This window comes from Rhizobium sp. TRM95796, assembly GCF_025779995.1.
In the GTDB taxonomy this organism is placed as follows: Bacteria; Pseudomonadota; Alphaproteobacteria; order Rhizobiales; family Rhizobiaceae; genus Rhizobium_E.
The window spans coordinates 190,018-210,103 of the sequence record NZ_JAOXHE010000011.1; the positions used below are offsets into that span (position 1 = coordinate 190,018).

Annotated in this window: 19 protein-coding genes; 4 read left to right on the plus strand and 15 right to left on the minus strand. The window is 56.3% G+C overall.

The window, feature by feature from the left end; genetic code table 11:
* Window positions 1-168: 168 nt before the first annotated feature.
* Window positions 169-1,176 carry a LacI family DNA-binding transcriptional regulator gene (locus tag OCK01_RS21835; protein ID WP_263825792.1) on the minus strand — a complete coding sequence of 336 codons (1,008 nt, stop codon included), beginning with the start codon at window positions 1,174-1,176 and terminating at the stop codon, window positions 169-171.
* Between the two features lie 373 nt (window positions 1,177-1,549).
* A complete protein-coding gene (locus OCK01_RS21840) occupies window positions 1,550-2,461 on the minus strand; it encodes a LysR substrate-binding domain-containing protein (protein ID WP_263825793.1) in 912 nt (303 codons plus the stop codon).
* 148 nt (window positions 2,462-2,609) lie between these two features.
* Between OCK01_RS21840 and OCK01_RS21845 the strand changes: the two genes are divergently transcribed.
* A complete protein-coding gene (locus tag OCK01_RS21845) occupies window positions 2,610-3,347 on the plus strand; it encodes an isochorismatase family protein (RefSeq protein ID WP_263825794.1) in 738 nt (245 codons plus the stop codon).
* Window positions 3,348-4,024: 677 nt separating this feature from the next.
* On the opposite strand, the gene OCK01_RS21850 is transcribed toward OCK01_RS21845, so the two are convergent.
* The 8 genes from OCK01_RS21850 to OCK01_RS21885 all read right to left on the minus strand — a co-directional run bounded on the left by OCK01_RS21850 (window position 4,025) and on the right by OCK01_RS21885 (window position 11,714).
* Window positions 4,025-5,398, minus strand: coding sequence for an FAD-dependent oxidoreductase (locus tag OCK01_RS21850; protein WP_263825795.1), 1,374 nt, complete (start codon window positions 5,396-5,398; stop codon window positions 4,025-4,027).
* A 95-nt stretch (window positions 5,399-5,493) separates the two neighbouring features.
* Window positions 5,494-5,961: a nuclear transport factor 2 family protein gene (locus OCK01_RS21855; RefSeq protein ID WP_263825796.1), complete on the minus strand. Its 468-nt coding sequence runs from the start codon at window positions 5,959-5,961 to the stop codon at window positions 5,494-5,496.
* Complete coding sequence (locus OCK01_RS21860; protein WP_263825797.1) at window positions 5,954-6,391, minus strand: DoxX family protein; 438 nt, start codon at window positions 6,389-6,391, stop codon at window positions 5,954-5,956. Before OCK01_RS21860 ends, OCK01_RS21855 begins: the two co-directional genes overlap by 8 nt.
* A gap of 139 nt (window positions 6,392-6,530) precedes the next feature.
* Window positions 6,531-7,271, minus strand: coding sequence for a pirin family protein (locus OCK01_RS21865; protein ID WP_263825798.1), 741 nt, complete (start codon window positions 7,269-7,271; stop codon window positions 6,531-6,533).
* A 190-nt stretch (window positions 7,272-7,461) separates the two neighbouring features.
* Window positions 7,462-9,030, minus strand: coding sequence for an MFS transporter (locus tag OCK01_RS21870; RefSeq protein ID WP_263825799.1), 1,569 nt, complete (start codon window positions 9,028-9,030; stop codon window positions 7,462-7,464).
* Window positions 9,031-9,042: 12 nt separating this feature from the next.
* A complete protein-coding gene (locus OCK01_RS21875) occupies window positions 9,043-10,158 on the minus strand; it encodes an HlyD family secretion protein (protein ID WP_263825800.1) in 1,116 nt (371 codons plus the stop codon).
* A 153-nt stretch (window positions 10,159-10,311) separates the two neighbouring features.
* The gene (locus tag OCK01_RS21880; RefSeq protein WP_263825801.1) at window positions 10,312-11,079 is read right to left on the minus strand and encodes a pirin family protein; all 768 of its coding nucleotides are present in this window, start codon (window positions 11,077-11,079) and stop codon (window positions 10,312-10,314) included.
* A gap of 59 nt (window positions 11,080-11,138) precedes the next feature.
* Window positions 11,139-11,714, minus strand: coding sequence for an isochorismatase family protein (locus OCK01_RS21885; protein WP_263825802.1), 576 nt, complete (start codon window positions 11,712-11,714; stop codon window positions 11,139-11,141).
* 139 nt (window positions 11,715-11,853) lie between these two features.
* Here OCK01_RS21885 and OCK01_RS21890 point away from each other — a divergent pair, with 139 nt between their 5' ends.
* A complete protein-coding gene (locus OCK01_RS21890) occupies window positions 11,854-12,753 on the plus strand; it encodes a LysR family transcriptional regulator (RefSeq protein ID WP_263825803.1) in 900 nt (299 codons plus the stop codon).
* Between the two features lie 2 nt (window positions 12,754-12,755).
* On the opposite strand, the gene OCK01_RS21895 is transcribed toward OCK01_RS21890, so the two are convergent.
* On the minus strand, window positions 12,756-13,079 hold the full coding sequence (locus OCK01_RS21895) for a winged helix-turn-helix transcriptional regulator (RefSeq protein ID WP_263825804.1): 324 nt from the start codon (window positions 13,077-13,079) through the stop codon (window positions 12,756-12,758).
* A 107-nt stretch (window positions 13,080-13,186) separates the two neighbouring features.
* Between OCK01_RS21895 and OCK01_RS21900 the strand changes: the two genes are divergently transcribed.
* Entirely contained in the window at window positions 13,187-14,173 is a 987-nt protein-coding gene (locus tag OCK01_RS21900) for an NADPH:quinone reductase (protein WP_412179054.1), read from the plus strand.
* A gap of 44 nt (window positions 14,174-14,217) precedes the next feature.
* On the opposite strand, the gene OCK01_RS21905 is transcribed toward OCK01_RS21900, so the two are convergent.
* Entirely contained in the window at window positions 14,218-15,633 is a 1,416-nt protein-coding gene (locus OCK01_RS21905) for an aldehyde dehydrogenase family protein (RefSeq protein ID WP_263825806.1), read from the minus strand.
* Between the two features lie 96 nt (window positions 15,634-15,729).
* Between OCK01_RS21905 and OCK01_RS21910 the strand changes: the two genes are divergently transcribed.
* Window positions 15,730-16,647, plus strand: a complete 918-nt coding sequence (locus OCK01_RS21910; protein WP_263825807.1) for a LysR family transcriptional regulator — start codon at window positions 15,730-15,732, stop codon at window positions 16,645-16,647.
* A gap of 99 nt (window positions 16,648-16,746) precedes the next feature.
* Here the strand turns inward: OCK01_RS21910 and OCK01_RS21915 are convergent, their stop codons facing one another.
* The 3 genes from OCK01_RS21915 to OCK01_RS21925 form a co-directional block, all read right to left on the minus strand.
* Complete coding sequence (locus OCK01_RS21915; protein WP_318530253.1) at window positions 16,747-17,589, minus strand: alpha/beta hydrolase; 843 nt, start codon at window positions 17,587-17,589, stop codon at window positions 16,747-16,749.
* A 207-nt stretch (window positions 17,590-17,796) separates the two neighbouring features.
* Window positions 17,797-18,759 (minus strand): MBL fold metallo-hydrolase, encoded by a 963-nt coding sequence (locus OCK01_RS21920; protein ID WP_263825809.1) that lies wholly within the window; start codon window positions 18,757-18,759, stop codon window positions 17,797-17,799.
* Window positions 18,760-18,937: 178 nt separating this feature from the next.
* Window positions 18,938-19,876, minus strand: coding sequence for a helix-turn-helix domain-containing protein (locus tag OCK01_RS21925; RefSeq protein WP_263825810.1), 939 nt, complete (start codon window positions 19,874-19,876; stop codon window positions 18,938-18,940).
* Window positions 19,877-20,086 lie beyond the last annotated feature (210 nt).

The window sequence follows — 20,086 nt, forward strand, 5'->3', positions numbered from 1 at the left end:
GGCTTCACGCCGAATTCAACATGCGCCGCACCCTCGCGAAAACATCACCCGAGCGCAAACTTCCAAAAACGCAAAAAACCGCCGAAAAAAAATCGACGGGTTTGTCAGCAGTCTGATGGGCGCAGTAAGCGCCCATTTTCTTGTTGCCTGGAATAGGTTCTTCAATGATCATCCGCGCCGACTACCTGGAGGTAATGTCGACTTCCTGACAATGAGGCTCGCCGGCAGGACAATGTTGCGGCATGTCTGATCATTGTGTTCAATGGCCTGCTGCAGAAGCTGTGCCGCCTGTCGGCCCATCTCCTTGTGCCCAATTCGGATAGTTGTCAGCGGCGGATGTACGATGTCCATAAGTGGCATGTCATTGTGGCCGACGATGGAGATATCATCTGGGCAGGACAGGCTCCGTAAGGCGAGAGCATCGTAGGCGCCGAGTGCCAGCAGATCGTTGGCGGCTGCAACGGCTGTAATATCGGGTCGTCGATCGAGCAGACGGTTCATTGCAGAGGCGCCTTCGCTGCGATTGTATGCCGAGGCCACCTCGCAGGGCAGGTCCTTCAATTCCAGGGATGACGCCGCAAAGTCGAAGCCTCGCCGGCGCAAAAAGCCGGTCGAATGTTCCGGAGGACCGGCAATATGCGCGATCTTGCGATGGCCAAGCTGATGAAGATGTTCGACAGCGATCTGCATTCCCGCCATGTCGTCGGAGATCACGGCCGATAGACGAGAGCTTGTCTCGGCGCGGTTGACCAGGACTGCCGGAATTCCGTTATCAATGCAAAAGTCAACAAGTGGATCGCTTCTTGAAACCGTCCCCAGAACAAGACCATCGATGCGTTGCGCTGCAAGCCTGTCTGCAAGCTCCAGCTGTTTTGCAACATCATTTCCAACCTCTGCGACAATGACCGAATAACCGGTATTGCGGAGCCAGTCGTTTATCCCACTCAGAATTGGCGCGAATAGCGTGTTGGCAATATCAGGAATGAGAACGCCGATTAGTCTCGACTTTCCCGTTCGCAAACTTTTGGCGATTGGGTCAACTCTGTATCCAAGATCTTTTGCAGCTGCTAAGACTTTATCGACAAGCTCTGGCACCACCATTTTTCTTGTGTCGGGGTTCAAGGCCCGCGATACTGTTGATGAATGGACACCTGCTGCCGCTGCTACGTCAGCCATAGTTACTTTACGTCGGGGTGATGTGGAAGATGCCATGCTTTCCTCGCGATTGCAGACACCCATAACCAAAATGCACGCATTCTGCAATCGATTGTTCAAGGCGGCCTTTAGTGCAGGCCGGACCTTTAGCTAATAGAGTTCGCCCATCATAGCTATCCTGAAAAGGAATACAAAGCCGGTATTCTCCATGATGATATAGCGGCCATTATGGGCTTTATCTGCCAGGGGACAAGATTAGATTGAGGGATGTGATCGCGATAGATGGGCGCTTTCACGGCTCTGTGGTAGAAGTGATTAGACGCGTCACACCTTCCCGTCGCGAGGTAGACGTCAATTTCGCAGTAAGCGGTCCGTCTCAAGCTCGCAGGAGGCATTAGGGGCCAATGGCCTTCGGCAAAGTCGCCGACAGGTAGTCAATAAGCGCTCTTACCGAAGGCAATAAACCCTGTCGATATGGGGACAGCGCGGTCAATGTTGCTTCCCCCGTTAGCCAGCCCGGCAGAACTCTCTGCAACACTCCTTTTTGGATTTCCTCACGGCAGACATAGCTGGGCAACGCAACAATCCCAAGTCCTGCGATCGCTGCCTGCTTAAGGCCGATCATGTCATCGCTAAGCAGGCGCGGCGTCAATGGGATCACAACCTCATTTCCTCCGCCTAGCGGCTGCTGAAGACGCCAAGTTGGTGCAACTCCTTTGCGCATCATGAAGAGGGCCGCGTGCTGGCGCAGCTCACTGGGCGTAGTTGGTTCACCGTTGGTTGTAATGTAAGTGGTGCCGGCGAACAAATGCCACGGGGCAGAGGCCAGCCTCTTCTGAACGAGCGTTGAGTCCGGAAGCAAACCGGAATGCGCGCGGACGGCAATATCGAAGTTTTCAGCAACGATATCGACAGTATCATCAGTTGCATGCAGAACGACGTTGACCTTCATGTGCTGAAGAAGAAATTTGGCGATGAGATCACGTAAAGCGAACTGCGATATTGCCTTACCGGCCGTGATACGAACTGTGCCCATCGGCTCAATAAGCCGATGGCGAATTGCGGTCTCGGCCCGCTCTGCCTCTTGCAGCATTATAACAGCATGGCGATAGAAGTCCTGACCGGCGTCAGTCATCCCGAACTGACGCGACGATCGATTAAGGAGCCGCACGCCCAAGCTAGATTCCAATTGCTGTATCCGGTGACTAAGCGTTGACTTGGGCATTCGCAACGTTCGCCCTGCAGCCGTAAATCCTCCGCGATCTACGACTTGCACGAAATAAAAAAAGTCATTTAGGTCAACCATAACTTGTCCAATCGTCCAATCTGTCGAACGTTAAGTCTAAATATTGAGGTCTTCTTAGCCGCTCGTCCAGGGGATAAGTTGCTTTGTGTCGCTGCACAAGCCGCGACCTCATCGGCCAGAGGCAGGTCAGGAAAGCACGGAAAGACTCATGGAACGGCGTGATTTTTTACACATGGCGGCACTTGGTGGTGCCGTGTCCACGGCTTTGGCTGCGCCCGCAGTTGCGACAGCCGCTCAACCTAATCTTTCAAGGGAGACGAACATGTCTGAACGAGTTCGTGCGTATGAACCTCTCACCTCAGAAAACACCGCTCTCGTCCTCGTGGATCATCAGGTTGGGTTGATGACGGGCGTTCGAGATTATGAGACCGGAGAGCTTAAACACAACGTCGTGGCGCTTGCGAAAGCTGCTCGCGCGCTGAAATTGCCGATCGTTGTTACAACGACCGCTCGCGACAGCATGTGGGGGCCGACCTTCCCGGAACTAGTTGCAGTCCTTCCGGGCATCGACATTATCGATCGCTCCTCGGTCAACGCATTCGACGATGCGCATGTGGCTCAAGCTATCGAAGCGACGGGCCGCAAAAATCTCATTTTCGCAGGCATCTCGCTTGAGGTTTGCGCTGCCTTCCCCGCGATGACGGCGGTGAGGAAAAATTACACTGCATTCGTCGCCGTCGATGCGTCGGGGACTTTCAACAAAACCAAGAGGGAAACGGGCTTGCTCCGCATGCAGCAGGCCGGCGTCATCGTTTCCGACTACGCCACACTCATGGTGGAAATCCTAAAAGACAATGCCAAGCCCGAAGCAGCTGCAGTATACGCGGCAATCGATATGCCCTGGGCGGGATTAGTGGGGCAGATTGCGGAAGCCTATCGCAGATGAGATGAAGCACCGCGTGGGGCGCTCCCTCTGTGGGGAGCCCTTCGCGCCGAGAGCGCCTTTTAGAGTATCAAGGATGGCACTGAGGATGCCGTTCGACACTTCCTCCGGACGGGAAGTTCAGCTCGACATAAGATCGCTATCGAAGCGCTTCCAGACTCAGATGTCAGAGGCGAACCGGAGGCTTTCAGCATATGGCTAAAGCTGCCCAAGGGTTTCAGCAGGGCGGAACTTATGGGACGGATGGCCGGTCGTCATGTCGGGTTGATGCCGTCGGACGCATTTGCTGTTCGTGGCGCACCTGACGAGTAGGTCAGAGTGTGTCTTGGGGGCATCGTCAACCGCGAACAGCTGCGCGCCGGATTGCTGTTCATGGCGAACTCGCTTTCCGACGGTGGCTGGATGGGCTGACAACGTACCCGTTAAACTACCTGATTAATTCGTCATTATCGACGGTGAGGTTGTCGCACTGGTTGGGCTAGAGCGGGCCTTTTCGGGGTCCTGACAAAGCTGAGACCCCTATGTCGTTGTGGATAGACTTCTTTATAACCCACCCTTTTGCGCTCCGGCCTGATGTTGGCGACAAGAGGGAAGTAGCATTCACTCGTGATGATCTCGGCTTTTCCGTTCGTTATGGAAAGAGGCGAAGGGCAGCGTCAAGTAGGAGCGAGTATCATCCACTACGCCGCCTTCCCTGGCACTTTCAGAAGAAGCAGGTTCAATCCTTCCGAAATCAGTGGGTGCGAAATGATCGAATCGCGAACCGCCGTGTAAGGAAGCCCTGCAATCATCGCCATTTGCACTGCGGTGACAACTTCTCCAGCGTTCGTACCCAGCATCGTAAACCCGAGAATCTGGTCGGAATGAGCGTCTACGAGAACCTTCATGAAGCCGCGCATAGCGCCATTGGTGCGAGCGCGCGGCACCGCGGTCATTGGAAGCTTCGCCACGCGGACTGCTATGGCGCGCTCACTTGCCTCTCTTTCATTCAGGCCAATGCGTCCTAATTCCGGTTCAATGAACATGGCATAGGGAATAACGCGATCACGCGTGGTGCGGTCTCCGCCTGATAGCTGAGACTTCAAAACCCTGTAGTCGTCGTAAGACGCATGGGTAAACATCGGTGTCCCTGCCACTTCGCCGATCGCCCAGGTATTCGCAGCCGAAGTCGCTAACCGCTCATCGACCTCGATGATGCCGCGTTCGTCTACATTTACGCCAGCCAGATCCAGTCCGAGATCTGAGGTGAGAGGTGTTCTCCCCGCCGCGACGAGAATGTGGGTTCCGGTGACGTTTGTTTCGTCGCTAAGTGAGACCGAGACGTAACTACCCGATCGCCCTTGAACTTCAACCGCCTTTACGCCCGTCCTGATGGTGATGCCATCCTCTCGAAACGCTGTTTCGATTGCTTCGGAGACATCTACGTCTTCGCGGTTGGCAACGTGGGGCGTCTCCTGAAGAACGGTCACTTTGCTACCAAGCCGGTGAAACGCCTGAGCCATTTCGAGGCCGATGTAGCCGCCACCGATCACGATCAGTTCTTCGGGCGTTTCTGTCGTCTCGAGAGCCTCTACATGGGTCAAGGGTTCACTGGCGCGAAGCCCTGGAATATCCGGAATGGACGCTTGGGTCCCTGTATTGATAAAGACATGCGTGCCCTCCACAGTCCGCGTCCCGCCGTCATTCAGTTCGACTGTGATTGTTCTCGGAGCGGTAAAGCGGCCTGTTCCAAGAATGAGGTCGAAACCTGAGGCGATAAAACTCTTCATGTTGATATCGACCATTTCGGACACAACTGTGCGAATACGATCATTTGCGGCGCGCATATCGGGTTTGAATGACGCCGGTGCGGCGGACTCTGCCGCGTGGGCAATGCGGGCACTTTGAATCAAAGTCTTGCTAGGAATGCAGGCGACATTGATGCAGGACCCGCCAATCATTCCTTTTTCGATGAGCGCGACACTCTTGCCTACTGTTGCAAGCTCCATCGCGAGAGTCTTCCCACCCTTTCCGCCACCCAGGAAAACGTATTCAAAATGTTCGATGTCAGACATTGTCAATCCTTTCTCATGTCGATTTATCCGACGTGGCCGCGTGTCGCGGCTACGATCTGTAGGCCGATGTCGGCCGCGTGGATGCGATAGGGTTGTCAAGGCGCCGCCACTGGATAAGCGGTGCCCCCAAACGGCTCTTGGGCCAGAAATCTGTAGGTGTAGGTACGCCGCAGGAACCGCCAACCGTCGGCCTGCCTGATGAGGTCGTCGTTATAAACGGCGAGGTTATCGTAGAATGTATTTGCTCCGCGACCGTGCTCGCGTATCACAAAGCGCGCGGTTGCAAGGTCGCCGTTGAGACTGAGCACACCGGAATGGGTCATCTGCATGAAGTAGTGCTCTATTGTGAACAACTGATTCAGCATCCTTCGTATGCCGTCCCGTCCTTCACCGCGCAAAGGAAGGGGCTGACCAATCTCCCAAACGGCTCCATCTTCCGCCCAGGTCGAAATAAAGGCGTCAACGTCTCGCTCATTCACTGCATCGGAGAAGCGTGCAGCGAGTTGCTGAATGGCCAGATTATCTTCCAGGCGCTGCAAGCGCATCAAGGACTGCTCAGACATTCTTTTGCTCCTCATATTCGAGACGGCGAGCAACGAGAGCGACGAGCATCAGACCGCCAACCAGTCCAACGTGCTCCAGGAAGGAGGCGAGAGCATCAAAGCGGGCAGCCCCTTGTATCGCCCAGAACGGGTGAGCGAACACCGCACCAAGCGCCGTAAAAACACCCAGCATTCCGGCTCCAAACCAAACCAGCTGACCAGTGAGAATGAGAAGTGATCCTGCAACCTCAACGGCCACGGTGAGGGCAGCCATAAATTCCGGCGCGGGCAAGCCATAGCTAACCTGTTCCGCAACCGCCGCACCGAAATCAAACAAGTGTCCGAATGCCGAAACGAGAAAAACCAAGACGATCGCGAGACGGGCAGTGAGCCACGTGCCGCGCCAATCGAGTATCTTGGCGATCAATGGTGGAGCCTTGAGTTTGATCATCTCTCTCTACCTTTTGGATTTGTCAGGAAGGGGCCAGCGAAGCCGGCCTCACGTTTTGTCCGGTGCTTGACGGTTGCCCTAGGCCCTTGCGCGCGAGCTATCGCTCAACGAACGGCTTGAGATTTTCCCTGAACGACGATTACTTGACGTTTCCACTGAACATGCCCCCTTTAAACACGGGTGCCTTGGGATCGGTGGTGAAGAGGACGATGTCTGAATCGGTCAACGCCTCGATGGCTTGTGATTCCGTACCCAGATAGTAAAATTGGCCGGCACTGATCGAGATCTCGCCAAGACTTATCTCACCCTCGAAGACGAAGAGCAGGTTTACTGAAGACGGCGTAGGTGGGGCGGGGATTTGCAAGCGCCGTCCGGCATGAAGACGAGAATCTCGAACCCAAGCTTGAGCGCGAACTTCAAATATGGCGCCACTCGGTGCCACGAGCAGTCGCCACTCGTCCTCACTGTAAGCGCTGTCGAGACTTTTGAACTGTACCTTGGGCTCAAGATCGTCTTTTCGAGGACGCAAGAAAATCTGTAAGGCTTTGGTCGGCTCGTCACCAATGACCCGCTCCTCGTGCTGGAAGGTGTGGCCCGCATTCATCATCATGAGGCGGTGAGCGTTCACCTCCTCACGATTGCCGACAGTGTCCAGATGCAACATCCGCCCGCCGCGTTTGTAGGTGAATATCTCGTCATCCTTATGGGGATGCATGCCGATGACGTGACCCGGCTGGATCAGCGCGCGATCAATGCGGCCGATCGCTCCAATACCGCTGTCGCCTTCGTCAAGCGCTGTCCCAGGATAAAAGATCTCGACACCAAACCCGTGTTTCCAGTCGCCGTGCTTTACAGAGGACTCGATTTTGATCGGTTTCATTGCAATTCTCCTATGGTTGCCTTTGCGAGCCCATGAAGCTGAGCCGACGTTCTCATTTTGATTTCATTGATCTCAGTGCAGGCGGCGACTGCAATGCGGGCCCTGTCTGAGCGCTGGCTTTCTACCCATTTTGCAGGAACGGCATTCCCAGCCGCACTCGTCACCACGGGTTACAGATTAGGCTCTCTGGTCATGCCGATAAGGGACCTTTGGGTGCTTTCGTGACGAAAGCGAGAAGGATGAGCCCCGCCATCGCACAGTAGAATGTCAGCCAAAACGCATCGATATAGGCGAGAGTGTTCGCTTGCTTTTGAACATGTTGGGCAACCACTGCGGTGGCTCGGCTCGCGGCGAGGCTTTGCCCCGAGCTCGCCACGGCCCGTGCAATGGCCGAGATCGCATCCGCCGAGATTTCCGATCCGCGTTGCAAGTTCAGGCCGACGGCATAGGAATGGAACTGCTCGCCCTTGCGAATGAACGTCGTCATCAAGGCCTGCGCAGTCTGTGTTCCCAGCACGCGGATGACCTGGATATAGGCAGCCACTGCAACTGCACGTTTGGGATCGCCATGGGCGATGGCAACAGCAATGACAGGCAGGAACGTGAGAATATGACCTGTCCCCTGTAGCACCAGCATGGTCCTGAAGTTTTCGCCACTCCAGTCGGAAGTGAGACCAGTGCCAATGAGAGCTGCACCCGCGAAGCAGCACAGCCCAGCAAACAGGACCAAACGGCCGTCTATGCGATGCATTGCCCAGACAGCCACCGGGGTCATGACGATCAAGGGCGCACAGGCCCAAATCACGAGTGTGGAGCCCACCTGCTCAGGCCGAAGCTGCATGACATTAATGAGGAAGTTCGGAACCAACGCGGTATTGGAACTGGCGCTCATCAGGTAGAAGAGCGATACCACCAGCAGCAAGATGACGTTTCGCGCGCTGATCGCGCTTATGCTTGCCCATGGATGCGCGACCAGCACTTCGTTCAGGAAAAATGCTATCATCAAGGCGAAGCCGCCAAGAAGCGTTGATACGACGATTCCATTCTCAAACCAGTCTAACCGGTTACCCTGGTCAACCGCGACGAAAAGCATGGCCAATCCGCTGCCAAAGAGGATCATGCCTCCCCAGTCGGCGCTGCGAATGAGTTCACGGTTGGGCTCCCGGCTCGATGTTCCCTTAAGGATGAGCAGAGCCATGAGAGGAGCGAGCACGACATCTTGCCAATAAAGCAGCTGCCACCCCAGATGCTGAACATAAAAATCAATAAGGCCGGGGCCCGAATTTGTGGTGAACGCAGCGCGGAAGGCATAAAAGCCAATCGCCGACATCCACCACTTTGACGGCAGGGTCTGAAAGATGATCATCAGCGTTGCGGGGATAAACAGGCCAAGCAACGCGCCGTGAACGATGTGAAGTCCAATGAGGAAGTGATAGTCTCGGGCGAATGGTATAATTGCTGATATGAAAGCGTAGATAAGTGCAGGTCCGACGATGACGCGGCGTATTCCATAGGCAGCGGCGAACCAGGCGACCGCAGGCGCCAGGATAATCTGAGGCGCTGTCGCCAATGTGCTCAGCCATGCGCCTTCGTCGTAACTGAGGCCAAATGCGCCTTTCAGATCGACGAGACCTATCCCGAACATGCGGCTGTGAAAGCCAACCATGAATGGCCCAAGCAGCACCGCGAACACTGCCAGCAAGGGGCGATGCATGGCGACGGAAGTCGGATGAGCCGGCATAGATACGATGTTGGCCATGATTGTCCACCTCTACTCAGGCTTGACCGCTACCGAGACGACCGCAGACATGCCCGATCTCAGTTTGGCAAGTGCCGGCGATGGCTCGAAATCGATGCGGACCGGAATGCGCTGCACAACCTTGGTGAAGTTGCCCGTGGCATTGTCTGGCGGTAGAAGCGCAAACTGAGAACCGGACGCGGGCGAAAGGCGGCTGACCTTTGCCGCAAAAGTTTCGTCAGGCAGCGTATCGACACTCACCGTGGCGACCTGACCCTCCTTCATCAACCCGAGCTGCGTTTCCTTGAAATTGGCGATCAGGTAGACCGATGGTAGCGGTACGATGGATATCGTGCTTGACCCTGTAGTTACGTAATCGCCGACATGGACCTGCCGCTCGCCAACAACGCCATCGAAGGGGGCGGTGATCTTCGTGTAGGACAGCGAAAGTTCAGCAGATTGCAGAGCCGCCTTGGCTCCCTCAATATTTGCAGCAAGTTGCCCTTTTTGACCCTCGATGAACGAAAGCTGTGCCTGTGCCGACGCAACGGCAGCTGTTGCCGCAGCCACCGAAGCTGACGAAACCTGTACCTGCGCCAGCGCCTGTTCTTTTTTTTGCTGAACACCAGCACCACTTTGTGCGAGCGAGACCTGTCGATAGGCCTCTGTCTGAGCAAGGTCGGCATTCGCTTGTGTCACCGCCAACTGAGCGGTTGCCTGCGTAATTGCGGCCCGCTGAAGCTGTTCCTGATTGGCAAGGTTCTTCAATTGCGCGAGCGCTGCCTCAAGGGCCGCCCTAGCTTGATCGCGCTTTGCTTCATAGTCTGAAGGGTCGATCTGGAGGACCACATCGCCGGCCTTCACGGAAGCGAAGTCAGACACGTTCACTGCGCTGACATTGCCGCTTACCCGCGCACTTAACCTACTCATTTCTGAGCGCACATAGGCGTTGTCTGTCGTCTGCGTCGCGGCACCCGCAGTCCAGACGTCCCATTGCTGAGAGCTTAAGGCTACCATTGCAGTCACTGCAGCCACTACAGCGACTGGTACCACGATCTTTGTGTAGTCACGCGCCGGACTGGCTGCCGGCGCCGGGGTTTCAGGCTTCTCGGGGACAAGAACCGGGCCTGTCGGTGTGCTGCGAGACATTTGTCTAACCTTTGCGGCGCTGATAGTTTTGCGCGGTTTCAAGGCTCCAGGCTATGTTCAAGGATGCAGGCCGGGTAGCCCGACAATGCGGCATGGAGTCTTTCGAGAAGCGGAACGATGACTTGGAGTACGGGTGTGAGAGCTTCGAAGCGGTTAGGAAACGCGTGCTTGAGATGGCCGTTTCTGATTTCCACTAAACATGCCACCGCGGTAGACCTCAGCCTCGGGATCGAACGTAAAGAGGACGACATCAGCCTCTGACAACGCACGCACCCGGCGATCGCTATTCGTCAGGAACACGCTTTCACCTTCCGTGAACACCTCATCCTCAAAGGCGATCTTTCCGCTGTAGACGTAAAGCAGCATGTCCCGGCCTTTATCAGAAACCGGGAGACGTAGCTGGACATGGCCACTCAGCCGCGCGTCGAAAACCCGGACGTCCGATCGAACGATCAGTGGCGCGGTCCGTGGTCCGGCAATTAGTCGCCAGCTATCGACGCTTTTTTCTTCCGTAAAATCATGGAATTGAACCTTCGGCTCAAGATCAGAAACGCTTGGTCGCAGAAATATCTGCAGGGCCTTGATCGGGCGATCGCCAAGCATCAGTTCCTCGTGCTGAAACGTATGGCCGGCATTCATCATCATGAACTGCGTGGTGCCGAGCTTTTTCTCGTTTCCCACCGTATCGCGATGAAGCATCTCGCCGCCGCGAATATAGGTCAGAATCTCGTCGTCCCTGTGCGGGTGCATGCCGATCAAATGACCGGGTTGAACCTCGGCGCGATCAATTCTCCCTATCGGGCCAATACCGCTATCGTCCGGCGTCAGCGTCAGTCCGGGATACAGGATCTCGACGCCGAAGCCATGGGCGAAGTTGCCACGTGTTTGCCCCGCAGGCACCTTGATCATTGTCGTCATCATGGAATGCTCCTTTCGTTCGGACGCGGGCTCTTGCCCGCGCCGAGGCGACCAGTGGGTTCTCAGTGGTAGTTGAGGATCCCGACCAGCTTCTGACCGAGTGGGCTCGTCCAGTCGACGGCAAGCTCGGAGATGATCTGGTCGACGGTGGTGATGATTGCACCGGCTTTTTCCATGCGGCGCAGGGCGATGTCGTCGCCGTACTTGGTGTAGGAGGCGGAGGCGTCCGCCGAGACCTGAACTTCGTAGCCTTCGTCAAGCATCTGCAGGACCGGAAAGGTGACACAGATTTCAGTCGTCACGCCGGCAACGAACAGCTTCTTACGGCCGGTCGCCTTGACCGCCTGGTTGAAACCGTCGTGATGCATGGCATTGACGATTCCAGGACGCCTGACGCGGGCTTCGAAGGCTTCTGGGAGAATCTCCTTCAATTCCGGGAGCAGGGGGCCCTGGATCTGGTCTTCCATGCTAGAGGTGAGGATCGTCGGGATGTTCGCGGCCTTGGCGATGCGAGCAAGCTTCAGCGCGTTCTGCTTGACTAGGTTGATGTCGTGCGAGTGCGTCCAGGCCATTGTGCCGATCTGGTGGTCGATCAGCAGCATGGCGGAATTCTCGGGGGTAAAGACGTCCTTATGCATTGTCGTGTTCCTTTTTTGGTCAGCGGCGGTTGGTGAAGTTTGTTTCGATCCGCTCGATGACTAGAATTTAGCGTTGCGATTGGTGGCGCGGTAGCTCTATGATCGGCCACTCTGTAGAACGAAAAACGGAACGCTAGAAATGATTAGCTTCGAGGACATGCAGACATTCGTGGAAGTGGCGGACGGTGGTGGCATCACAGTTGCCGCCAAGCGTCTCGGCCTGCCAAAGTCGATCGTCAGCCGGCGGCTTGTGCGCCTCGAGAGTGATCTCGGCGTCCAGCTTCTCGCGCGCACGACAAGAGGTGCGTCTTTGACTGAAGCAGGCGCCTCCTTTCGGGAACATGCTGCCCGTATGTGCCTGGAGATGGATGTCGCCCGCGAAGAAATGCTGCCGACGGGAGAGCTACGGGGACGCCTTCGCGTGGCTGTTCCATCGTCCTTCGGTCCTGGACACTTCGCGCCTGCGCTCGCAGAACTCGCCCGGCGGCATCCGCTGCTCCAGCTGCATGCACATTACAGCGACAGATACGTCGACCTTGTCGCTGACGGCTTTGATTGTGGAATCCGGGTCGGCTATCTGCAGGATTCGAGTTTGACTGCGCGCAAGATTGGAGTATTTCCGGTCGGTCTGTTCGCAAATCCGGAATATTTGCGCGTGCACGGCGTTCCGCAAAAACCGTCAGATCTGCTCGAGCATCAAGCCATCCTCCAAGGCACGGAAAGCTGGAAGGTGTCAGACGGCAGCCGGACGGTGGTCGTCAGCGGTCAAGGAAGGTTCAAAGCTGACAGCGCCGCGGGTATCGCGGAAGGAACCGCAGCTGGGCTGGGCATTGCGGCACTACCTGCCGTGGTCGCGCAAAGCTATCTCGAGGCTGGCACGCTTACTCCGATCATGGAACAATACAGCTTGCCTGAGGTCGGAATTTACATCGTGCGGCCGCCAGGATCGCACGTGTCGCGGAAAGTGAGAGTGCTGATCGACTTTTTTGTAGAGCGTTTTTCGACGATCTCTGGCGAAGCGCCACGCACGAGAGCGTAAGTTCATGTCGAACGATCACGCTTCTGGAACGCCGCACCCCAGTCGCGCATGGCCATCAACACTGGCGCGAGCGTTTGCCCGAAAGGCGTAAGCGAGTATTCAACACGCGGTGGGACTTCGGCGAACACTTCGCGAGCCACAATCCCGTCGGCTTCCAGCTCGCGGAGTTGCATTGTCAGAGAGCGCTGGCTCGGGTCGCCGACCAAGCGTCGTAGCTCACCAAAGCGTCGTGGACCGGTGAGAAGCCGATAAATGATCATCGGCTTCCATTTTCCGCCAGTAACATCAACTGTCGTTTCGACGGGGCACTTCTGGCCAGCAGTCATCACGCGCTCCAATAGTGTACTTTCTATACCTATAGGCAAAACTGTTGCCTACTTGCAAGTGGGCCCGTCTTGGACCTAGTTGAGGGAAGTTACTCGAAAGGTGAGTTATGCGAGCTGCTTTTTACGACCGGCAGGGATCGGCTAAAGATGTGCTAACCGTGGGCGGACTTCCTGATCCGCAGCCTGGCGCGGGAGAGGTTCGCGTGAGGATTGTCGTCTCCGGTATCAATCCGTCCGATATCAAGACGAGAACCGGATTTGGCGGCAAGGCTATGCCATTTCCCAGAATCGTGCCGCATCAGGACGGGGCGGGGATAATCGATGCCGTCGGTTCTGGTGTGCCCGATACGCGTATTGGCGAGCGGGTCTGGATCTACATGGCGCAATGGGGTAGGGCGTTCGGGACCGCGGCGGAATTTGTCGTCGTGCCGTCCGTTCAAGCCGCAAAGCTTTCCGACAACGTGTCGTTTGAGATCGGGGCCTCGCTCGGCGTTCCAGCAATGACTGCACATCGATGCCTGTTTGCGGACGGCGACCTGCGCGGCAAACGGGTACTTGTCCAAGGAGGTGCAGGCGCCGTTGGTAACGCAGCAATCCTTCTTGCCAAATGGGCAGGGGCATGGGTTGCCGCGACAGTGAGCCGTGAGCAGCAGGCGGAGGTCGCGCAAGAGGCCGGAGCCGATTTTATCGTCAATAGGCGCGAGGAAGACGTCGCTGCGGCCGTCCGATCAGCCACCGGCGGCCATGGCGTCGACCGTATCGTCGACGTCGATATATCCGCCAACATTGACGTGGCGATCGCCTGTCTCGCCCGCGACGGTATCGTCTCCGCCTACTCGACGGAGTCGCCGCAAGGCAGGTTAGCGATCCCATTCTTTCCAGCTTTGCTCGGTGGGTTCTCGTTTCGTTTCGTCTACGTTTATACGATGCCGGAAGCCGCTATACGGCAGGCGGCCGAGGAGGTTTCGGCCTGCGCTGCCTCTGCGGCATACACTCCGCAGATCGCGAAAACATATCCTCTTGACGCCGTGACCGAAGCACACGAATTGCAGGAGAGCGGCAAAGCTGTCGGCAAGGTCCTTGTTCGACTATGAGCGGGTTGACGCGCGATGCCAAGCTCCGCGCGTCGTGGCTAAGATCACGAAATGATGGCCTTTGGCTCCAGAAATGCCTCAAGGCCGAACACTCCATACTCGCGGCCGATGCCCGACTGCTTGAAGCCTCCGAAAGGAGCAAGCGGTTCGTGGGGTGCCCCGTTGATGACGACGCGTCCGCTGTCGAGCCTATCCGCAAGCGCCTGCATGCGTGCCACGTCGCTGCCATGCAGGTAGGCTTGAAGTCCATAAGGAGTGTCGTTAGCGATCGAAACGGCTTCGTCATCATCGCGGTACGAAATCACAGACAGGACTGGTCCGAATATTTCCTCTCGCGCGATGCGCATCTGGTTGTTGACGTCCGTGAAAATCGTCGGCTTCGTAAACCATCCGCGAGGCAGCCCTTCAGGCCGACCCGGCCCCCCCACCAGCAGGCTGGCGCCCTCTTGCAATCCCAGTTCAATGTAGGACTGGACGCGGTCATACTGTTTCTGGCTGACCATCGGGCCGATCATCGCATCCGGATCATCTGGCTCGCCGACCTTGAATGCGTTTATCTCCTGCTTCAGCTTTGATACAACCTCGTCGAGGCGATGGCTTGGAACCAGAATGCGGGTGCCTGCAACGCAGGCCTGGCCACTGTTGACAAAACCCATCCTCAAAACGGCAGGGATGACCACCTCAAGATCGGCGTCGTCGAGAATGATGTTCGGTCCCTTGCCGCCAAGCTCAAGCGTGACACGCTTGAAGCTATCCGCAGCACTTCGCAGTATTTCCCTGCCAACCGCGGTCGAGCCCGTGAAGGTTACCTTTGAAATATCAGGATGCCGGCTGAGTTCGGCGCCGACCACGTTCCCGAGCCCGTTGACGATGTTGAAGACGCCTTCCGGCAGTCCCGCTTCATGAAGACACTCGATGAGGATCTGCGTCTGGATAGCGCTCATCTCGCTCGGCTTGATGACGATGGTCGTGCCAGCGGCGATGGCAGTTGCCAGCTTCGAGGTGATGAAGCCGATATTGCTGTTCCAGGGCGTGATGGCCGCGGCGACGCCGGAGGGTTGCATAACGACACGAGCGCGGCCGATCTTCCGCTCGAACTGATAGTCTTCTAGGACGGTTGCCATAGTGGCAAAGCTTGATGCGGCATGAGGGACAGAAAACCGTGTGAAGACTTGCGGCGCCCCATACTCAAGTGCCATGGCTTCGGTTAAGTCTGGCACCCGCGCAAGAACAGCCGCGTTCAACTGCTTAAGCATGTCTATGCGCTCAGCTTTCGCCGTGCGCGAAAAGGCGGGAAATGCACGCGTTGCCGCGGCCACAGCTTTATGAGCGTCTTCGGCGTCACCGAGGCGAACCGTGCCGATTTTTTCCTCTGTCGAGGGATTATGGAGATCGATGGTCTCCGTTCCATTTGGCGTGACGAACCGTCCGTCGATGTAAATTGTGTCGATGATGCGCATCTTAAACTCCTATTCGCAGTAGAGCGATATTTGGCATCTGCAAGCTGTCCTGATAAGATGGTCAAAAACGCTCAGGCTGACAGGAGATTACGGACAATGCTGCGCGGCTCGCTCGCTGAACTGGAGGCTGTACTTGCCGTTTCCTCTCTGGGTGGTTTCCGGGCAGCGGCGCGCGAACTTGGAATCTCGTCTTCGTCGCTCAGCCAGCAGATCGCGACGTTAGAGAGCCGTATGGGTGTCAGGCTATTCAACCGCTCGACACGTAGCGTTGTCCTTTCAGCTGCGGGAGAGCAGTTCGTGGCAAATGTGGGTCCGGCGTTTGAGGCGATCCGAAGCGCCGTCGAGCACATCGATGAACATCGGGTGGAAGCAACCGGCACTTTGCGGATCAACACTTCGGTGGGCGCGACGAGGATGATCCTGACGCCGCTGATCCTCGAGTACATGCGCCTGAACCCGCAGATGGCGGTGGAGATCGTCACGGAGGGCGCCCTGATCGACGTCAATGCCAAAGGCTTCGACGCTGGGATCAGGATCCGAGAGGCCGTTCCTCCCGACATGGTGGTCGTCCCGATCGGTGATAGTATCCGGCCCGCTATCGTTGGGTCGTCTGATTACTTCCGCCGTCATGAAAAGCCTAAGGTCCCGGCGGATCTCCAAAATCACCTGTGCATCCGTGCCCGAATGGCAAGCGGAACCATCTATCGCTGGGAGTTCGAGCGGCGAGGGGAAAGTTTTGCGCTTGACGTTCCCGGTAAGCTCGTGCTCGACGACAGCGACCTTATGCTCCGGGCCGCACGTGAAGGGGCAGGGCTCGCCTATCTGAGTGAGTGGCAGGTCGAAGATGACCTTTCTGCCGGCAAGCTGGAGCAGGTGCTTGGTGACTGGACCCCGCCTTATCCGGGCTTATGCCTTTACTATCCCGGCCGACGAAATATCCCGGCGAAGCTCCGCCGGCTCGTGGACTTGATCCACGAGATTCGGCGGAACGAGGATATTGAAAGATCGTCGTGAATTCGATGTTTCGTTGCACTCTCATGGAATACGAGCCAAATCCCGGAATTGTCGAAAAGAGAGAGGCGCCGGCGGCCACCTCTCCCATGCCGACAAGATTTATTTCTGGATGAATGCCAGCATGTCCGCGTTCAGGACATCAGAGTTGGTAGCAAGCATACCGTGCGGATAGCCCGGATAGACCTTCAAAGTCCCGTTCTTAAGCAACTTCACGGCAAGTTCTGCGGACGCCTTGACGGGAACAATCTGGTCGTCATCGCCGTGCAGGACGAGCGTCGGCACTGAAATCTTCTTCAGATCCTCAGTCTGGTCGGTTTCCGAGAACACTTTTATCCCCTCATAATGGGCCTTGGCGCTCCCAATCATGCCCTGCCGCCACCAGTTCTGGATCAGGCCCTGCGAGATTTTGGCGCCTGGTCGGTTGAAGCCGAAGAAGGGCCCCGACGGAAGATCGAGATAAAACTGGGCCCGATTGTCGGCCAATGCCTTTCGTAGGCCATCAAAGGCTTCAATAGGTGTTCCATCGGGGTTAGATGGTGTTTTCAACATCAGCGGTGGAATTGCACTAACGAGAATAGCCTTCGCCACGCGGCCTTGCGGTTCACCGAAGTCGGCGACATAGCGAGCTGTCTCGCCGCCGCCCGTCGAGTGCCCGATGTGAACAGCATTCTTGATGTCTAGATGCTCGTAGACTGCCGAGGCGTCGGCGGCATAGTGGTCCATGTCATGACCATCGCTCACCTGCTGTGAACGACCGTGCCCACGTCTGTCATGAGCGATCACCCGGTAGCCCTTAGAGAGGAAGAACAGCATCTGGTTGTCCCAGTCGTCGGACGACAGCGGCCAGCCATGATGGAACACGATCGGTTGGGCGTCTTTCGGACCCCAATCTTTGTAAAAGATGTTTACCCCGTCTTTGGTGGTGATGAATGCTTCTGTCATTGCCGTTTCTCCTTCTCGGGTGACTGGTACGTTGCCTGTTGCAGCGAAGGCTGGGATTCCAGAGGCCAGTAGCAGTGCTGAGCCTCCGAGCAAGACGTCTCGCCGCGAGACGTCAAATCCGTGATCTTTACTCATGTTCGTCCTCATGCTGATGGCGTGGCGTTCACTTGCTTCGAAGATGAGAAAGTGATCGAAGCGTGCTCGGTTTTAGACGCCCTTGTAGACGAGGCGGGTGAAGAAGGCGGGGCTGATGATCGCCTTGCCCCATTGCTCGTCAAAAGCCTCGGTCGGGTTGGCTGCGACCGCCTCCTCGACAGAGCGGCCGGCTGATTTCAGCCTTGCGACATTGTCCCGGATGGTGGCCAGCATCTCGTGATAATGCTTCAGCTCGTCCAGCGACCCAAGCGGCTTGCCGTGGCCTGGAATGATGACGGTATCCGCATCCACTGCAGCGATGACCTTTGCTGAAGCTGCGATCGTTCCGTCTATGCTCCCGCCAGTCGAATAATCGATGAACGGGTAAAGGCCGTTCCAGAAGATATCCCCGACGTGAATGACATTTGCTTCCTCAAAATAAACGGAGATGTCGCTGTCTGTGTGGGCAGGCTGATAGGCTGTGATGGCAATCTTCGTGCCTTCGAGCTCCAGGACCTTGCCACTCGTGATCAGGGTCGCTGGGATTGCGCCGGAGGGAGAAGGCGGAAAATCGAAGTTCCAATCATCGACCCGCTGGGCCTCAAGCAGGTGACGGCGGGTGTTCTCATGGGCAATGATTGCCGCGCCTACCGAGTGCAGCCACTCGTTTCCATCTGTATGATCGAAGTGCCAATGCGTGTTGATAAGATGCGTAACGGGCTGGTCGCCCAGCTTGGAAAGGGCCTGTTCGATCCGAGCACGCGTTGCGGTGATACCGGCGTCTACGAGAACATTACCCTGTTGGCCGGTCAAGACGGCAATATTGCCGCCGGAGCCTTCCAGCACAGCAATATTTCCACGGGTCGGATACGTGGTGATGTCGGCATGGGCTGCCGCTTCCCTGAGCGAGTCCACGATCGTCCCAGATTTCGCCAGCGAATTGGATGTCAGAAAAGGCGCAACGGCGAAGGTCGCGAGCGCGCCCGTGAGAAGAGATCGGCGATTAACAGGTTGTGAATTGGCTACGAAGTTCACGGCGAGGTCCTCCTTGGTTCAGACGATGTCCAAACCATACCTCCCGGAGCGCATTCGATAATTGGCAAAGCGCGTAAGTCTTTATTCCGCTTTGCGTAACAATTTCCTGCTCGGCCACACGTCGGTAATCAGTGCTTTGGTGGCAGGAGGAGACTGGCCGCAATCAACGAAGCCCTTCTCAAGAGCCTCTACGCCATTGGCCAGGGGTCACACCCGTCGACTTTGTGAAGACGCGGGTGAAATGGCTTTGATCGGAAAATCCGCAGGAGTAAGCTATCTCGGCGAGAGAAAGCGCCGTTTCTTTCAGAAGACGCTTGGCTGCTTTTACCCTGTACGCTCGTAGCCACCTAAAGGGCGGGTTTCCAGTTGTCGTTTTAAACGCGTTGCCAAAGACAGAGACAGGCATGTCCAGACGTGCTGCTATATCAGCTAGAGAAGGCTCGACAGTCAGATCTGCTGTTAGCAAATCCTTTGCGAGACGCTCCTGTCTCATACTCAGGCGACGGAACTTCACGCCAGGCCGTGGCGCAGAGGAGTAGCGCTCTACAAGGTGACTGTGGAGCGCTAGAATCAGATGGTCAAACAACAGACTTTCGACGCCATCATTATTCGCAAGAGCTGACAGGAGAGCCTGGCCAAGAAGTTCCACGAATGGGTCGGCGTGTGAGTTTTTTTCAAGAAGAGATGGAAATTCCGGGACGCGGTCATCGTTAGATAGCTCACGAAGGGCCATCTCGGGTAAATGAATCTGTATGGAGGAAAATGGGTTGGTGAATAGGCCTTGCGTCTCCTCTTCGAGGTGGACCAGGTTCATCGAGCCTGCAGGATAGTCATCTGAATTGACGAAATGACCCCATTTCCATTGTTCGTGGCCAGTCATAGGAGTGAGCCACAACGAAAGAAGGAGTGCTTTTTCTGTGGGCAGCGGGGTCGTTAGTTCGCGCAGTGCGTGAACCACCTCGAGATGCGTGAGGGTGATGGCGGACGATTTTATCGTGACAGTATGGCGTGTCGGTGCAGCAGCTAAGCCAAAGACGTTTCCGATAACCAGCCCGATCGGCGATCTGGAAGAAGCAATGAGCTCGCGTATCTCCTCGGGGCTATCTTGCTGATCCATATTTTTCTCGATTTAGCCGCCAATAGGAAATTTGCACCTTACCTTAGCCAGAAGAGAGATTTGGTCTTGAAGATAAACAACCGATTTTGGAGAATGTTGTCCACCCCCCGATGGCAGACGTCCGACCAGACCAATGTGTCCACGAGATTTAAGAACTGATTTTTTTGGTGTTATGTGGTCGGGTGTTAAGGTTTGATCAGGGGACCGGGG

What these genes read in the sequence shown, in the direction of transcription:
- OCK01_RS21835 (WP_263825792.1), bottom strand. Translation starts at nt 1,176, where the DNA reads ATGGCTGACGTAGCAGCGGCAGCAGGTGTCCATTCATCAACAGTATCG.
- OCK01_RS21840 (WP_263825793.1), bottom strand. Translation starts at nt 2,461, where the DNA reads ATGGTTGACCTAAATGACTTTTTTTATTTCGTGCAAGTCGTAGATCGC.
- OCK01_RS21845 (WP_263825794.1), top strand. Translation starts at nt 2,610, where the DNA reads ATGGAACGGCGTGATTTTTTACACATGGCGGCACTTGGTGGTGCCGTG.
- OCK01_RS21850 (WP_263825795.1), bottom strand. Translation starts at nt 5,398, where the DNA reads ATGTCTGACATCGAACATTTTGAATACGTTTTCCTGGGTGGCGGAAAG.
- OCK01_RS21855 (WP_263825796.1), bottom strand. Translation starts at nt 5,961, where the DNA reads ATGTCTGAGCAGTCCTTGATGCGCTTGCAGCGCCTGGAAGATAATCTG.
- OCK01_RS21860 (WP_263825797.1), bottom strand. Translation starts at nt 6,391, where the DNA reads ATGATCAAACTCAAGGCTCCACCATTGATCGCCAAGATACTCGATTGG.
- OCK01_RS21865 (WP_263825798.1), bottom strand. Translation starts at nt 7,271, where the DNA reads ATGAAACCGATCAAAATCGAGTCCTCTGTAAAGCACGGCGACTGGAAA.
- OCK01_RS21870 (WP_263825799.1), bottom strand. Translation starts at nt 9,030, where the DNA reads ATGGCCAACATCGTATCTATGCCGGCTCATCCGACTTCCGTCGCCATG.
- OCK01_RS21875 (WP_263825800.1), bottom strand. Translation starts at nt 10,158, where the DNA reads ATGTCTCGCAGCACACCGACAGGCCCGGTTCTTGTCCCCGAGAAGCCT.
- OCK01_RS21880 (WP_263825801.1), bottom strand. Translation starts at nt 11,079, where the DNA reads ATGATGACGACAATGATCAAGGTGCCTGCGGGGCAAACACGTGGCAAC.
- OCK01_RS21885 (WP_263825802.1), bottom strand. Translation starts at nt 11,714, where the DNA reads ATGCATAAGGACGTCTTTACCCCCGAGAATTCCGCCATGCTGCTGATC.
- OCK01_RS21890 (WP_263825803.1), top strand. Translation starts at nt 11,854, where the DNA reads ATGATTAGCTTCGAGGACATGCAGACATTCGTGGAAGTGGCGGACGGT.
- OCK01_RS21895 (WP_263825804.1), bottom strand. Translation starts at nt 13,079, where the DNA reads ATGACTGCTGGCCAGAAGTGCCCCGTCGAAACGACAGTTGATGTTACT.
- OCK01_RS21900 (WP_412179054.1), top strand. Translation starts at nt 13,187, where the DNA reads ATGCGAGCTGCTTTTTACGACCGGCAGGGATCGGCTAAAGATGTGCTA.
- OCK01_RS21905 (WP_263825806.1), bottom strand. Translation starts at nt 15,633, where the DNA reads ATGCGCATCATCGACACAATTTACATCGACGGACGGTTCGTCACGCCA.
- OCK01_RS21910 (WP_263825807.1), top strand. Translation starts at nt 15,730, where the DNA reads ATGCTGCGCGGCTCGCTCGCTGAACTGGAGGCTGTACTTGCCGTTTCC.
- OCK01_RS21915 (WP_318530253.1), bottom strand. Translation starts at nt 17,589, where the DNA reads ATGACAGAAGCATTCATCACCACCAAAGACGGGGTAAACATCTTTTAC.
- OCK01_RS21925 (WP_263825810.1), bottom strand. Translation starts at nt 19,876, where the DNA reads ATGGATCAGCAAGATAGCCCCGAGGAGATACGCGAGCTCATTGCTTCT.